General features: G+C 70.3%; 12 protein-coding genes. 11 read left to right on the top strand and 1 reads right to left on the bottom strand.

What is annotated here, in order from left to right:
- The first annotated feature begins 1 nt into the window (after nucleotide 1).
- The 6 genes from atpA (at nucleotide 2) to BLR02_RS16215 (ending at nucleotide 6,584) form a co-directional block, all read left to right on the top strand.
- Entirely contained in the window at nucleotides 2-1,537 is a 1,536-nt protein-coding gene (gene atpA, locus BLR02_RS16240; protein ID WP_090561570.1) for a F0F1 ATP synthase subunit alpha, read from the top strand.
- 19 nt (nucleotides 1,538-1,556) lie between these two features.
- Nucleotides 1,557-2,438: a F0F1 ATP synthase subunit gamma gene (locus tag BLR02_RS16235; RefSeq protein ID WP_090561572.1), complete on the top strand. Its 882-nt coding sequence runs from the start codon at nucleotides 1,557-1,559 to the stop codon at nucleotides 2,436-2,438.
- Between the two features lie 16 nt (nucleotides 2,439-2,454).
- Nucleotides 2,455-3,882: a F0F1 ATP synthase subunit beta gene (gene atpD / locus BLR02_RS16230; RefSeq protein ID WP_090561574.1), complete on the top strand. Its 1,428-nt coding sequence runs from the start codon at nucleotides 2,455-2,457 to the stop codon at nucleotides 3,880-3,882.
- A gap of 142 nt (nucleotides 3,883-4,024) precedes the next feature.
- The gene (gene atpC, locus BLR02_RS16225; RefSeq protein WP_090561576.1) at nucleotides 4,025-4,435 is read left to right on the top strand and encodes an ATP synthase F1 subunit epsilon; all 411 of its coding nucleotides are present in this window, start codon (nucleotides 4,025-4,027) and stop codon (nucleotides 4,433-4,435) included.
- A 176-nt stretch (nucleotides 4,436-4,611) separates the two neighbouring features.
- Nucleotides 4,612-5,466: a ferritin-like domain-containing protein gene (locus BLR02_RS16220; protein WP_090561578.1), complete on the top strand. Its 855-nt coding sequence runs from the start codon at nucleotides 4,612-4,614 to the stop codon at nucleotides 5,464-5,466.
- Entirely contained in the window at nucleotides 5,463-6,584 is a 1,122-nt protein-coding gene (locus tag BLR02_RS16215) for an endo-1,4-beta-xylanase (RefSeq protein ID WP_245704816.1), read from the top strand. Before BLR02_RS16220 ends, BLR02_RS16215 begins: the two co-directional genes overlap by 4 nt.
- Before the next feature lie 53 nt (nucleotides 6,585-6,637).
- Here the strand turns inward: BLR02_RS16215 and BLR02_RS16210 are convergent, their stop codons facing one another.
- Nucleotides 6,638-8,071, bottom strand: a complete 1,434-nt coding sequence (locus BLR02_RS16210; protein ID WP_090561580.1) for an MDR family MFS transporter — start codon at nucleotides 8,069-8,071, stop codon at nucleotides 6,638-6,640.
- Between the two features lie 89 nt (nucleotides 8,072-8,160).
- Between BLR02_RS16210 and BLR02_RS16205 the strand changes: the two genes are divergently transcribed.
- The 5 genes from BLR02_RS16205 to crtI all read left to right on the top strand — a co-directional run bounded on the left by BLR02_RS16205 (nucleotide 8,161) and on the right by crtI (nucleotide 15,177).
- A complete protein-coding gene (locus tag BLR02_RS16205; RefSeq protein ID WP_090561581.1) occupies nucleotides 8,161-9,003 on the top strand; it encodes an NAD-dependent epimerase/dehydratase family protein in 843 nt (280 codons plus the stop codon).
- 3 nt (nucleotides 9,004-9,006) lie between these two features.
- Nucleotides 9,007-9,861: an aldose epimerase family protein gene (locus BLR02_RS16200; protein WP_090663921.1), complete on the top strand. Its 855-nt coding sequence runs from the start codon at nucleotides 9,007-9,009 to the stop codon at nucleotides 9,859-9,861.
- 99 nt (nucleotides 9,862-9,960) lie between these two features.
- Nucleotides 9,961-11,742, top strand: a complete 1,782-nt coding sequence (locus BLR02_RS28725; protein ID WP_245704815.1) for a DUF3140 domain-containing protein — start codon at nucleotides 9,961-9,963, stop codon at nucleotides 11,740-11,742.
- A gap of 95 nt (nucleotides 11,743-11,837) precedes the next feature.
- Complete coding sequence (locus BLR02_RS16190) at nucleotides 11,838-13,484, top strand: acyl-CoA dehydrogenase family protein (RefSeq protein WP_176849617.1); 1,647 nt, start codon at nucleotides 11,838-11,840, stop codon at nucleotides 13,482-13,484.
- A 103-nt stretch (nucleotides 13,485-13,587) separates the two neighbouring features.
- Nucleotides 13,588-15,177: a phytoene desaturase family protein gene (crtI, locus tag BLR02_RS16185; protein ID WP_090663919.1), complete on the top strand. Its 1,590-nt coding sequence runs from the start codon at nucleotides 13,588-13,590 to the stop codon at nucleotides 15,175-15,177.
- Nucleotides 15,178-15,196: the final 19 nt, after the last annotated feature.

Here is a 15,196-nt window from a genome sequence, read left to right as displayed (position 1 = left end):
CATGGAAATCCGTCCCGCCGAGATCTCCGAGATCCTCAAGAAGCAGATCGCCGGCTTCGATGCCGAGGCGAATGTGGCCGAGGTCGGCACCGTGCTCACCGTGGGTGACGGCATCGCCCGCGTCTACGGCCTGCAGAACGTGATGGCCGGCGAGCTCGTGCTCTTCCCCTCCGCCGGCATCCGCGGCATGGCGCTGAACCTCGAGACCGACAATGTCGGCATCGTCGTCTTCGGCAGCGATTCCGAGATCAAGGAAGGCGACACCGTCGAGCGTACCGGCGACATCGTCGACGTGCCGGTGGGCCGCGGCCTGCTCGGTCGCGTGGTCGATGGCCTCGGCAACCCGATCGACGGCAAGGGGCCGCTCGTCGACGTGACGCGCACCCGCGTCGAGGTGAAGGCGCCGGGCATCATCCCGCGCAAGTCCGTGCATGAGCCGATGCAGACCGGCATCAAGGCGATCGACGCCCTGATCCCGATCGGCCGCGGCCAGCGCGAGCTGATCATCGGCGACCGCCAGACCGGCAAGACCGCCGTGATCCTCGACACCATCATCAACCAGAAGTCGATCAACGCCGGCACGGACGAGAGCAAGAAGCTCTACACGATCTATGTCGCGATCGGGCAGAAGCGCTCGACCGTTGCCCAGCTGGTTCGCACGCTCGAAGAGAACGGCGCGCTGGAATACTCCATCATCGTCGCCGCCACCGCCTCCGAGCCGGCGCCGATGCAGTTCCTGGCGCCCTATACCGGCTGCGCCATGGGCGAGTATTTCCGCGACAACGGCATGCACGCGGTCATCTTCTACGATGACCTCTCGAAGCAGGCCGTCGCCTATCGCCAGATGTCGCTGCTGCTGCGCCGTCCGCCGGGCCGCGAGGCCTATCCGGGTGACGTCTTCTACCTGCACTCGCGCCTGCTCGAGCGCGCGGCGAAGATGAACGACGACTTCGGCGCGGGCTCGCTGACGGCGCTGCCGGTGATCGAGACCCAGGCGGGCGACGTCTCCGCCTATATCCCGACGAACGTCATCTCGATCACGGACGGGCAGATCTTCCTGGAGACGGAACTGTTCTTCAAGGGCATCCGTCCTGCCGTGAATGTCGGCCTCAGCGTCTCCCGCGTCGGTTCCGCGGCGCAGATCAAGGCGATGAAGCAGGTGGCCGGCCGCATCAAGCTAGAGCTGGCGCAGTACCGTGAGATGGCGGCCTTCGCCCAGTTCTCCTCGGATCTTGACGCCTCCACCCAGGCCCTGCTCGGCCGCGGTGCGCGGCTGACGGAGCTGCTGAAGCAGCCGCAGTACAAGCCGATCCCGGTCGAGGAACAGGTTATCTCCCTCTTCGCGGGCACCCGCGGCTATCTCGACAAGCTGCCGGTCTCGGCCGTTGGCGAGTTCGAGCGGCGGCTGCTCTCCGAGCTGAAGTCGCGCGAGCCGGCGGTGCTGGAGGCGATCCGCGCCGACCGCGAGATCAAGAAGCCGACCGAGGACAAGCTGGTCGCCTTCCTCGACAACTTCGCCAAGTCCTTCTCGGCCTGAAGCAGAGGAAGCGGGCCCGATGGCGAGCCTCAAGGACCTGCGCGGTCGCATCAACAGCGTGAAATCCACGCGGAAGATCACGCAGGCGATGAAGATGGTGGCCGCGGCGAAGCTTCGCCGGGCCCAGGCCCAGGCGGAAGCCGCGCGGCCCTATGCGCAGCGCATGGAGGCGATCCTTGCCTCCCTCGGTGCGGCGGTGGCGAGTTCGCCGGATGCGCCGCGCATGCTGGTCGGGTCGGGTGGCGACAAGGTCCATCTGCTGGTGGTCGTCACCGCGGATCGTGGCCTCGCCGGCCCCTTCAACACCCAGGTCGGCCGGCTTGCCCGGGCCAGGATCCGGGCGCTGGAGGCCGAGGGCAAGCAGGTGAAGCTGCTGACGGTGGGCCGCAAGGGCGCGACCTTCCTCAAGCGGGAATTCGCCAGCCGCTTCGTCGGCGAGGTGACCTATGCCGGCAGGAAGCGCATCGAATTCGCCGATGCCGAGGCGGTGGCGATGCAGGTGGCGGGGCTGCTCGAGGAGGGCGCCTTCGATGTCTGCAGCCTGATCTACAACCGCTTCCGCAACGTCATCAGCCAGATCCCGACCGAGCAGCGGCTGATCCCGACGCCGTTGCCGGAAGGTGCCGTCGAGGCCGTCGGGCCGCAGGCGCTCTACGAATACGAGCCGGCCGAGGACCAGATCCTCGCCACGCTGCTGCCACGCAACCTCGCCATCCAGATCTACCGCGCGATCCTGGAGAGCACGGCGGGCGAGCATGGCGCGCGCATGACCGCGATGGACAATGCCACGCGCAATGCCGGCGAGATGATCAACAAGCTGACTCTCAACTACAACCGCACGCGCCAGGCCAACATCACCAGGGAGCTGATCGAGATCATCTCCGGGGCCGAGGCAGTCTGACGAGGGGCAAGACACCATGAAGAACAATGTCGGACGCATCGCGCAGGTCCTGGGCGCCGTGGTGGACGTGCAGTTCCCGGGCGAACTGCCGGCCATGCTGAACGCGCTCACCACGAAGAACGGCAACAACACGCTGGTCCTCGAGGTCTCGCAGCACCTGGGCGAGCGCACCGTGCGCTGCATCGCCATGGACAGCACCGACGGCCTGGTCCGCGGCCAGGAAGTGGTCGACACCGGCACCGGCATCGCCGTGCCTGTGGGCGAGGGGACGCTGGGGCGCATCCTGAACGTCATCGGCGAGCCGATCGACGAGCGTGGCCCGGTCCCGCACGAGAAGACCTACACCATCCACCGCGCCGCCCCCTCCTTCGAGGACCAGGCGACCAGCGCCGAGATCCTCGTCACCGGCATCAAGGTCATCGACCTGCTGGCGCCCTATCTGAAGGGCGGCAAGATCGGCCTGTTCGGCGGCGCCGGCGTCGGCAAGACCGTCACCATCCAGGAATTGATCAACAACATCGCCAAGGCGCATGGTGGCGTCTCGGTCTTCGCCGGCGTCGGCGAGCGGACCCGCGAGGGCAACGACCTCTATCACGAGATGGTCGATGCCGGCGTCATCAAGCTCGGCGAGGGCACGACCGAGGGCTCCAAGGTGGCCCTCGTCTATGGCCAGATGAACGAGCCGCCGGGCGCCCGTGCCCGCGTGGCGCTGTCGGGCCTGTCCATCGCGGAGTACTTCCGCGACGAGCAGGGCCAGGACGTGCTGTTCTTCGTCGACAACATCTTCCGCTTCACCCAGGCGGGCGCCGAGGTGTCGGCGCTGCTCGGCCGCATTCCCTCGGCGGTGGGCTATCAGCCGACGCTCGCCACCGACATGGGCGCGCTGCAGGAGCGGATCACCTCGACCAAGAAGGGCTCGATCACCTCGGTGCAGGCCATCTACGTGCCCGCCGACGACCTGACCGACCCGGCTCCGGCCACCTCCTTCGCGCACCTCGACGCCACGACGGTGCTCAACCGCTCGATCGCCGAGCTCGGCATCTTCCCGGCGGTGGATCCGCTCGACTCGACCAGCCGCGCCCTCGACCCGCGCGTCGTCGGTGACGAGCATTACCGCGTCGCCCGCGAGGTGCAGCGCATCCTGCAGACCTACAAGTCGCTGCAGGACATCATCGCCATCCTGGGCATGGATGAGCTCTCGGAAGAGGACAAGCTGGTCGTCGCCCGCGCGCGGAAGATCCAGCGCTTCCTCAGCCAGCCCTTCCATGTGGCCGAGGTCTTCACCGGCAGCCCGGGCGTCTTCGTGAAGCTGGACGACACCGTCCGCAGCTTCGGCGCCATCTGCGCCGGCGAGTACGACCATCTGCCGGAGGCCGCCTTCTACATGGTCGGCACCATCGAGGATGCGGTGAAGAAGGGCGAGACCCTGAAGGTGGCCGCGTAACGCGGCCTTGTTCAGGCTTTAGTTCGCCCTCAAATGCCGGGCGCGCGCCCCCGCGCGCTTGGCTTTCGCCGCATGGGCGGCGGGCCGCGGAAGCGGCCTCGGCGTAGGCCTCGGGCCCACGTTGTCTGGTTTGGAGCTTGAGATGGCCACCTTCCTGCTCGAACTCGTCTCGCCGGAGAAGCTGCTGCTCTCCCGCCAGGTGGAGATGGCGACCATCCCCGCCGAGGAAGGCGAGATGGGCGTCCTCCCCGGCCATTCCCCGATGATCGTCGCCCTCCGGGGTGGCGTGATCCGGGTTCGGGAGAATGGCGCCGAGACGGAAAAGCTCTTCATCGCCGGCGGCTTCGCCGAGGTCTCGCCGGAGCGGGTGACGATCCTCGCCGATGAGGCGACGCCGCTGGCCAACCTCTCCCGCACCGCCTCCGAGCGTCGCCTGGCCGAGGCCGAGGCCGCGTTGCAGGAGGCCGTCTCCGAGCCGGAGCCGAAGCGGGATGCCGCTTATGCCCGGGTTCAGGCGCTGCGCACCGCGGTCTCCGTCGCGGAAGCTGCCTGAGGCATAGCGCGCCGGCCACGGTGGGGCGAATTCCTGCCGCCACACCGTAACCCGCCGGCAACAGCGCTTGAATCCCTGCCCACCCTGCCGAACATTGCGCTCGGGCGTGGCGTTGGGGCCCTGCCCGGATATCGGGTGTCGCAAGATAACGGCCCCTTTCGGGCCGCGGGGACAGGATGAAGCACTGGCGCGTTGAGCAGATCGCCTGGGACCGTTTCGAACCTTCGAAGGTGGACCCGGAGATCATCCCGCTGGTCAAGGCGGCGGCAATGGTAGAACGCAATGGCGGTGACTACGCCATCTACCTGAAGCGGGTATTCAAGGACGATCCGGACTTCTCCCGGGCCGCCGACCATTGGGCGGAGGAGGAGATCCAGCATGGCGACGCGCTCGGGCAATGGGCGAGCCTGGCCGATCCGGGCTGGGACTATGCGGCCGCCTTCGAGCGATACCGCAACGGCTACAGCATCGACATCAATGCCAATGCTTCGATCCGTGGCTCCCGCACCGGCGAGCTGATTGCCCGCTGCATCGTCGAGACCGGCACCAGCAGCTACTACACCGCGCTTGCCGAGGCGACTGAGGAGCCGGTGCTGCAGCAGGTCTGCAAGCTGATCGCCGCCGACGAGTACCGGCACTTCAAGCTCTTCTACGACCACATGAAGCGCTACCTGGCGCGGGAGGACCTCTCCTTCGCCCGCCGCCTGCGCGTCGCCTTCGGCCGCGTCGGCGAGTCGGAGGATGACGAGCTCGCCTTCGCCTTCCATTGCGCGAACGAGGGTCCAGGCCTCGCCTACAGCCATGACCGCTGCATCGCCGGCTATATGGGCCGGGCGATGGGCTTCTACCGCCCGCGCCATCTGGAGCGGGGCATGGGGATGATCTTCAAGGCGGTGGGGCTGGAGCCGCGGGGGCGGCTGTCCCAGATCGCCGCCCGTGGTGCCTGGCGCCTGCTCTGCTGGCGGCGGGACCGTTATCGCCAGGCGCTCAGCCGCATGGCGCCGGCCGCGCCGCTCGCGCAGGCCGCTTGAGCCTGGTCCTGCCGCCGCGCCGGCGCCTGTTCGGGGCGGGCCTGGCGGCGCTGCTGGCCCGGCAGGCCCGTGCCCAGGGGGGCGAGGGCCTCGCCGCCCTGGGCCGCAGCGGGGGCATCACCTTCGGCACCGCCATCAACTCCGGCTGGCTCGGCGATGCGGCCTATGCCGCCCAGATCGTCACCGAGGCGCAGCTCCTCGTGCCGGAATGGGAGTCGAAATGGGCCGCCCTGCAGCCGAGGCCGGGCAGTTTCGATTTCGGTCCGCTCGGCGCCGTGGCCAGCTTCGCCCAGGCGAAAGGCAAGCAGCTGCGCGGCCATGTGCTGGTCTGGCATGAGGCGATGCCGTCCTGGCTGGTGGACGGGCTCGGCGAAGGTGCGGCCAAGGCCCGCAGCCTGCTCGCGGCCCATCTGGATGGCGTGCTGGCGGCCACCCGCCCCGCCATCCGCGACTGGGACGTGGTGAACGAAGCCGTCGCCAATGCCGAGGGCAACCCCTTCACGGCCGCCACCCCCGCCCAGGGCGACCTGCGGGACACGCCCTGGCTGCGCGCCCTTGGCCCTGGCTATATCGAGGAAGCCTTCCGTCAGGCGCGGGAGCGGGACCGGACGCTCCGCCTCACCTATAACGACTACGGGCTCGAGGGCGACACGCCCTGGGCGGAGGAGAAGCGCCAGCGGGTGCTGCGCCTGCTGCGGCGGATGGTGGGGGCGCAGTGCCCGGTCGATGCGCTCGGCCTGCAGGCGCATCTCCTGATGGACGAGCCGTTCCGGCCGGAGCCACTCGCCGGCTTCCTGCGCGCGGTGCGGGAGCTGGGGCTCGCCGTGCTCATCACCGAACTCGATGTGCGGGAGGGGCAGCAGCTTCCCGGCGGCCTCGCGGCGCGGGATGCGGCGGTGGCGGAGCGGGTGCGGCAGGTGGTCGGCACGGCGCTCGATGCGGGCTGCCGCACCGTCCTCACCTGGGGGCTGTCCGACAGGGATAGCTGGCTGGCGCGCGACCCGGGTGTGATGCGGAAGGACGGGCAGGTGCATCGTGGCCTGCCGCTCGATGATGCGGGGGGGCGGAAGCCCATGTGGCAGGCCCTCGCCACGGCCTTCGGCAGCCGGCGCGGCTAGAGCAAGCAACAAGCTGGAGCGGCCTTCGTGACGGCGGCCGAGGGGAGGACGCTCTAGGTCCTGCCGCGCAGCGGGATCTCCTTCAGCAGGAGTGCCGCGGCCAGGGAGAGCGCGGCGATGGCGCCGGCCACCAGGAAGACGACCGAGAAGGCCGGCGCCGCGACCAGCGGCGGGACGCCCTCGGCGACGCCGCCGGGCAGGTGCCAGAGCAGCACCGAGGACAGCACCGCCACGCCGAAGGCGCCGCCCATGAGCCGGAAGAACATCATGCAGGAGATGGCGATGCCGCCATCCCGCGGGTCGACCGCATTCTGGATGGTGACCGTCATCGGCGAGAACTGGCAGCCGAAGGACAGGCCCAGCAACAGCGTCACCACGGTGTCGAGCAGCAGCGAATGGCCGAGCCCGATGAAGGAGATCACCAGGCACATCGCGGTCGCCATCGCCGCGCCGAGGATGGCGAAGGGCCGGTAGCGCCCCGTTGCCGCCACCGCCTGGCCGGCGAGGAAGCTGCCGGTGACGCTGCCGAGCGTCATGGCGATCATCCGGAGCCCCGCCTCCTTCGGCGTCAGGCCGCTGACGAGCTGGTAGTCGAGCGGCACCAGGATCACCAGCGCCATCATCACCATCGAGGTCAGGCCGGTGACGAGGATGGCCATGGTGAAGACCGGGTTGCGGAAGAGCTGGAGCGGCAGCATCGGCTGCGGCACCGCGCGCTCCTGCAGGATCAGCAGGACGAGGAAGGCGAGGCCGAGGGCGAAGCAGACCAGCGCCTCGGGCGCCAGCCAGGAACCGGCGCGCTGCACGAGGGTGATGCCGAGCAGCAGGGGCGTGCAGGAGAGCAGGATCAGCGCCGCCCCGGCCCAGTCGATCCGCGGCCGCTTTCCCGGCTTCGGCAGGCGGCGGAGCTGGAAATAGGTGGTGGCGAAGGCGGCGGCGCCGAGCGGCAGGTTGATCCAGAAGATCCAGGTCCAGGACAGGTACTCGACGAAGAGCCCGCCGAGCAGCGGCCCGATGATGTTGGCCGTGGCGAAGGTGGCCGAGAGGTAGCCCTGCACCTTCGCCCGCTCCCGCGGCGGCAGGATGTCGCCGACCACGGCGAGCGAGATCGCGCGCAGGCCGCCGCCGCCGAGTCCCTGCACCACCCGCGCCGCGATCAGCGCCGGCATGTTGGGCGCGAGCGCCGCCAGCGCCGACCCGGCGACGAAGATGGAGACCGAGACCAGCAGCACGGGCCGGCGGCCGTAGAGGTCGGAGAGGCGGCCGTAGATCGGCGTGGTGACCGTCGAGGCGATGAGATAGGCCGAGACGATCCAGGGCAGGAGACTCCACCCGCCGAGATCCCCGGCGATGGAGGAGAGCGCGGTGGCGACGATCGTCTGGTCGAGGCTGGACAGGAACAGGGCCAGCATCAGCCCCATGACGATGGTGCGGACCTCGCGCGGCGAGAATGCGGCGTAGCCGGGGGATGCTGCTTGATCGGGCACGAGGCGGGACGCTATGCCCGGGAGCCGTTGCCGCCAAGCCCGCCGGCACCGCAGAATGCGGCCGGAAACGTCCCTATGAAGGCTTTGACATGCCCGCTCCGCAGAAACCCGTCCTTCTCACCGGTGCCAGCGGCAATCTCGGCCGCGTCCTCGCCCCGGCGCTGGCCGCGCAGGGCTGGACCTTGCGGCTGACCGACATCACCCCATTCCCGGATGCGCTGCCGGCAGGTGCCAGCTTCACCCGGCTCGACCTGAGTGAGGGGCTCGGCGTCGCGCGGCTCGCCGAGGGGTGCGGCGCCATCCTGCATTTCGGCGGCATCAGCGTGGAGCAGCCCTTCGAGGCGGTGCTCAGCCCCAATCTGCGCGGCCTCTACCACATCTATGAGGCGGCGCGGCGCGAGGGCGCCCGGGTGCTCTTCGCCTCCTCCAACCACTCCATCGGCTTCCATGAGCGGCCGCAGGGCAACGAGGCGAAGATCGATGTGGACTGCGCCTTCCGCCCCGATGGCTATTACGGACTCTCCAAGGCCTATGGCGAGCTGATGGGCCGGCTCTACTGGGACAAGCACGGCGTCGAGAACGTCAACCTGCGCATCGGCTCCTGCTTCCCGAAGCCGGTGAATGCACGGATGCTCTCCACCTGGCTGTCCTTCGGCGACCTGACGCGGCTGGTGACGGCGGCGGTCGAGGCGCCGCGCAGCGGGCATTGCGTGATCTGGGCCTGCTCCAACAACCCGGCCACCTTCTGGGGCCGCGACCACCGCGACCGCATCGGCTGGCAGCCGCAGGACACCGCCGAGGATTACCGCACCGAGGTCGGCCACATCCTCTCGGGCGACCCGGTGGAGGAGCGCTACCAGGGTGGCGGCTACACCAGCATCGAGTATTCGCGCAGCGCGCCCTCGCCGCGCGATCCCTTCGCGCTCGACTGAGCCGTGCTGGAACTGGCCGGTGCGGATTGGCGCGCGCAGCTCCTCCCGGAGCAGGGCGCGGCGGTCGCGCAACTCGCCTGGCGGGGGCAGGACGTGCTGGTCCCGCTGCCGCTGGGCGCCAACCCGAATGCAAGCTTCGGCGGCGCCTTCGTCATGCTGCCCTGGACCAACAGGCTGGATGCCGGGCAGCTGCCGGTGCCCGGCATGGTCTATCAGCTGCCGATCAATCGTCCGGAGGACAACACCGCCATCCATGGCCTGGCACGCGACCGCGCCTGGCTGGTGGAGGCGCAGGCGCCCGACCGCTGCAGCCTGCTGCAGGACATGGACGGCGCGGCGGAGGGCCTGCCCTTCCAGTATCAGGCACGGCTCAGCCTGGCGCTCGAGTCGGCCGGCGTGCAGCTCTCACTCACGCTGACCAACAAGGCGGAGCATCCCTTTCCCTTCGGCCTTGGCTGGCATCCCTTCTTCCTGCGGCTGCCGGGCACCGGGCTGCGCTTCCATGCCTCGGCGCTCTTCGCCCGTGATGCGCGTGCCCTGCCCGTCGCCGTGCAGCCGAGCGATGGGCTGGTCGGCGATGAGGCCGCCTATGAGGGGCTGGACACGCATTTCGCCGGCTGGGACGGCGTGGCGGAGATCCTGCGCCCCGATTTCCGCCTGCGCCTGGCAGCGCAAGGTGCCTGGTCGCGCAACCTGCATGTCTTCGCGCCGGGCGGCGGCAACGTGCTTTGCCTCGAGCCGGTGAGCCATGTGCCGGATGCGCCGAACCGCCCGGACTTCGCCGGCTATGGTCCGCTGACGATGCTGGCGCCGGGCGGGACACTCGGCGCATCGCTGCTGCTGACGGCGGAGGCCTGACGCTTTCGCGTTGACTCCCGCGTGCGCTGAGTGGAGCGCGCGGGAACGCTTGCCTTGGCGTGACGTTGCCGGATGCAACCATGTCACAGGAAGCGCAGCATGGCAGGCACGGCGCGCAAATCCGATCCCGAACTCTGGGTGCGTGTGAAGGACGAGGTCACCGCCGGTGACAAGGGCGGCAAGCCCGGCCAGTGGTCGGCCCGCAAGGCGCAGATGGCGAGCGCCGAATACCAGAAGCGGGGCGGCGGCTATGACGGCCCGAAGCAACCCGACAACCACCTCGCCGAATGGACGCGCGAGGAATGGGCTACGCGCTCCGGCGAGGACTCGCTCGAGACCGGGGAGCGCTACCTGCCGAAGGCGGCGCGCGAGGCGCTGACCCCGGAGGAATACGAGCGGACCAGCGACCGCAAGCGGCATGACCTGGAAGAAGGGCGGCAATTCTCCGCCCAGCCCGAGGATGTCGCCAGCAAGAGCGCGGCCGCCCGTCACCATTCGCAGCAAGGGAGCAGCGGCACGGACATGCAGGAGGACGACGACCAGCAGCAAGAGATCGGGGCGGCTTTCCGTCGCCTGGTCAACATGTCGGCCGCCAAGCTTCGGCACTGGCTGGACACCGAGGAAAGCCGCTCGGCCGGCTTCACGCATGAGGGCGAAACCGAGGCGGTGGGGCACCAGTCCGGCCGCCACATCCTGGCTCTGCTCGAAGGCGAGGCGGAGGAGGATGAGGAATTCCAGCGTCGGGTGGTCGGCTTCATTCGCCGCCACCTGGCCCAACGGCCCGATGGCGACGTCAGCGAGACGCGCTGGCGGCATTCACTGATGAACTGGGGACATGACCCGATGCTCGATGACACAGACTCCACGCCGATGACGGATGCGTCCGAGGACACCGGCCAGGGCACCTCCGAGGCGACGGCAGAGCCCGCGCCGCGCAAGCCGCGCGCGCGCCGCAGCACGGCTGCTGCCGCCGATGGCGAGGCGCCGGCCCGCAAGCCACGCGCCCGTCGCAGCACCGCTGCCGCGAGCGAGGACGAGGCCCCGGCGCGCAAGCCGCGGCGGGCCGCGGCGCCGAAGGCGGCTTCCAAGGCGGGCAGCACGCGGCGCACGGCAGCAGCGCCTGCCAAGCGCGGCGCCGCCGGCCGCACCGCGGCCGCGGCGAAGGGTGGCCGGGCCTCCTCCTCCGGCACCCGCTCGGCGGCTTCCTCCACCCGCAAGACGACCCGCAGCGCAGCGGGGCGTGCGGCGCAGAGCGAGGGTGGCCGCAAGGGCGGCAGCGCCCGCACCCCGCGCAAGGCCGCCGCGGCGCGGAGCAACGGCGCCAAGGGCGGTGCGACGCGCAGCGCCGCGGCGCGCGGCACCTCGAAGACGACGGCCACCCGCCGCAGCAGCACCGCGACACCGAAGCGCGCCGCCGCGACGACCACCAAGCGCGGTGCCGCCGCGACGACAGCCAAGCGCGGCGCTGCCGCGACGACAGCCAAGCGCGGCGCTGCCGGCCGCACCGCCGCCGCGGCCAAGGGCGGGCGGAACAGCACCGGCACGACGAAGCGTGCCACCGCCTCGACGGCCAAGCGCTCGACCGGGACGGCCGCCAAGCGCGGCGCCGCCGGCCGCACCGCCGCCGCGGCCAAGGGCGGGCGGAACAGCACGGGCACGACGAAGCGCGCCACCGCCTCGACCGCCAAGCGCTCGACCGGCACGACCGCCAAGCGCAGCCCGGCGAAGTCCGCCGGGACGGCCACCAAGCGCGCCACCGCCTCGACGGCCAAGCGCTCGACCGGCACGGCAACCAAGCGTGGCGCCGCCGGCCGCACGCCGGCCGCAGCCAAGGGCGGGCGGAACAGCACCGGCTCGACCCGGAGCCGCAGCCGGGACTGAGCCCCGGCTCGGTACGTAGCTGACGCGGCTCGCACGGGCCGCGTCGGGCTATGCTAGGGTTCGGAAAACTGCCATTCGGGAGAGCCGATCCTAGGATGACCCAAGCCACCACCCCCGCCGAGGACCTCATCCTCGGCCTGACCCGGATCGTCGACCTGCCCGGGATCACCGCGGCCACCGGGCTGCCGATCAGCCCGGACGACATCACGGCGATCATCCGCGAAGCGGAACGCTATGCGCGGGAGCTGCTCTGGCCGAATGCCCAGGCAGCCGACCGGCATGGTGCGGTCTATGAGAATGGCGTGGTGCGGGTGCCGCCTTCCTATCACGAGGCCTATAAGGGCTGGGTCGAGGGCGGCTGGCAGGGCCTGGCCGCGCCGGCCGAGGTGAACGGCATCCCGGTCGGCGGGCAGGAATTGCCCCAGGCGCTTTGGATGGCGGTTTCGGAACTCGTCACCAGCGGCGACATGGCCTTCAGCCTCTGCCCGCTGCTCACCGGCGGCGCGATCGAGGCGCTGGCCCGCTTCGCCAGCCCCGCCCAGCAGGAGGCCTGGCTGCCGCGGCTGGTCTCCGGCGAGTGGACCGGGACCATGTGCCTGACCGAGCCCCAGGCCGGCAGCGACCTCTCCCAGGTCCGCACCAAGGCGGAACCGGACGGCACCGGCGGCTACCGCATCACCGGGCAGAAGATCTACATCACCTTCGGCGACCATGACCTGACGCCGAACACCCTGCACCTGATCCTCGCGCGGCTGCCGGACGCGCCGCCGGGCACCCGCGGCATCAGCCTGTTCGCCGCGCCCAAGGTCCTGCCGGACGGCACCGCCAATGCGCTGCGCTGCGGGGGCATCGAGAAGAAGCTCGGCATCCATGCCGCGCCGACCTGCGTCATGCTCTTCGAGGGCGCCGAGGCGCAGCTGGTCGGCGAGCCCAATCGCGGCTTGGCCGCCATGTTCGCCATGATGAACGCCGCCCGCCTCGGGGTCGGGGTCGAGGGCGTGGCCCAGGGCGCCCGCGCCCTCGCTTTGGCAGAAGCCTATGCCGCCGACCGCATCCAGGGGGGCGGGCCGATCAGCCGCCACCCGGATGTCGCCCGCATGCTGGCCGAGATGCGGGCCATCACCCTGGCCGGCCGGCTGCTGGCGCTGGAGGCCGGGGCCGCGCTCGACCGCGCCCGCCTCGCCGGCGCCAGCGAGGCGCGCGTCGCGTTGCTGACCCCGATCGTGAAGTCCTGGTGCACCGACCGCGGCGTCGACGTCGCCTCGCTCGGCATCCAGGTGCATGGCGGCATGGGCTTCGTCGAGGATACCGGCGCGGCCCAGGTTCTGCGCGACGCCCGCATCGCCCCGATCTATGAGGGCACCAACGGCATCCAGGCCATCGACCTCGTCACCCGGAAGCTCTTCCGCGACGGCGGGGCCGAGATGGCGGCCGTCATCGCCGAGATCCGCGCCACCGACCCGCGCCTCGCCGCCGCCGCCGAGGCGCTGGAGCGGGCGACGGCCTGGATGCTCGATCGTGGCCAGCGGGATGCGGCGGCGGCCCAGGCCTCGGCCGCCGCCTATCTGGATGCCGCGGGCTGGACCATGGGCGGCTGGATGCTGGCCCGTGCCGCCAGGGCGGATGAGCGCTATGCCCCGATCTGCGCCTTCTACCTGGCCCGGCTGCTGCCCCGTGCCGCCGCCCGGCTGGCGGAGGTCGAGGCCGCCGACGCGCTGCTCGCGCTGCTGCCTGCCGCGTGAGGCGTCCGGCGGCTTATTGCAGCATCAGACCCTTGCGGAAGGCCGGCTCCACCGCATCTGGCCGAGGACCGGTCCCTTTGCCTTGCCTGGATGACAGAAGCGCATGAATGCTCCGCTTGCCGCTCCCGCCCTTCAGGCGTCGCGTCCACGTATCGCCGTTATCGGGGCGGGGCCGGGGGGGCTGGCGGCGGCGATGCTGCTGGCGGCCCAGGGCGCCCGCGTCACCCTGCATGAGAAGGACGAGGTTGTCGGCGGCCGCACCCGGACGCTGACGACCGATGAGGGCTACCGCTTCGACCTCGGCCCCACCTTCTTCCTCTATCCCCGCATCCTGTCGGAGATCTTCTCGAGCTGCGGCGCCAGCCTCGAGGAGGAGGTCGCGCTCAAGCGCCTCGACCCGCAGTACCGGCTGGTGTTCGAGGGGAGCGAAACCATCGAGGCCACCTCCGACGTCGCCCGGATGGAGGCCGAGATCGCCCGGTTGAACCCGGCCGATGCCGCCGGCCTTCGCCCCTTCTTCGAGGAGAACCGGCGGAAGCTCGAGGCCTTCCGCCCGGTGCTGGAGAATGCCTTCGCCTCTCCCACCCGTTTCCTCTCGCCCGGCCTGCTGAAGAGCCTGCCGCTGATGCGGCCGCATCAGACGGTCGATCAGGATCTGGCGCGGTATTTCAAGGACCCGCGGGTTCGCCTCGCCTTCTCCTTCCAGACCAAATACCTGGGGATGAGCCCGTTCCGCTGCCCAAGCCTCTTCACCATCCTGTCCTTCCTCGAATACGAGCATGGCGTCTTCCACCCGGTCGGCGGCTGCGGTGCCGTCTCGGAGGCCATGGCGCGGGTTGCGGAGCGGCTGGGCGTCGATATCCGCCTTGGCTCCGAGATCGAGCGCATTGCCTTCGATGGCCGCAAGGCCACCGGCGTGGAGGTCGGGGGCAACCGGCACGCCGCCGATGCGGTGGTGGTGAATGCCGATTTCGCCCATGCCATGCCGCGCCTCATCCCGGATGCGTTGCGGCGCCGCTGGCCGGACCGGCGCATCGCCAAGGCGCGCTATTCCTGCTCCACCTTCATGCTCTATCTGGGCGTCGAGGGCAGCTTCCCGGAGCTGGCGCACCACACCATCCTGCTGGCCGAGGACTACCGCCGGAACATCGCCCAGATCGAGGCGGGCGAGATCCCCGATGTGCCGAGCCTCTATCTGCACCATCCCGGTGCGACCGATGCCAGCATGGCGCCGCCGGGCCATACCAGCCTCTATCTGCTGGTGCCGGTGCCCAACATGCGGGACGCCGAGGAACACGGGTTCGACTGGGAGGCCGAGGCGCCGCGCTATCGCCGCCTGGCCCTCGACCGGCTGAAGCTGCTCGGCCTGACCGATCTCGAAAGCCGGATCCGCTATGAGCGGATGGTGACGCCGCGCGAGTGGCGCGACGAGTATGCGGTGGGCTTCGGTGCCACCTTCAACCTCTCGCATGATCTCGGACAGATGCTCTGCTTCCGGCCGCGCAACCGCTTCGACGGGGTGGAGGGCGTCTATCTCGTCGGCGGCGGCACCCATCCGGGCAGCGGGCTGCCGGTGATCTACGAAGGTGCACGGATCAGCGCCGGGCTGCTGGCACGCGATCTCGGCCTCGGCGCCGTGCCGCAGGGCACCGGCTTCGCCGAGATCGCGCCCAGCTACCAGACCGCGCGCTAGGCAGGAAAGGAAGACCGGA

Source organism: Belnapia rosea (genome assembly GCF_900101615.1).
Taxonomy (GTDB): domain Bacteria; phylum Pseudomonadota; class Alphaproteobacteria; order Acetobacterales; family Acetobacteraceae; genus Belnapia; species Belnapia rosea.
The sequence above is the reverse complement of the archived record's forward strand: the minus strand, read 5'-3'. Positions and strand labels throughout refer to the sequence as shown.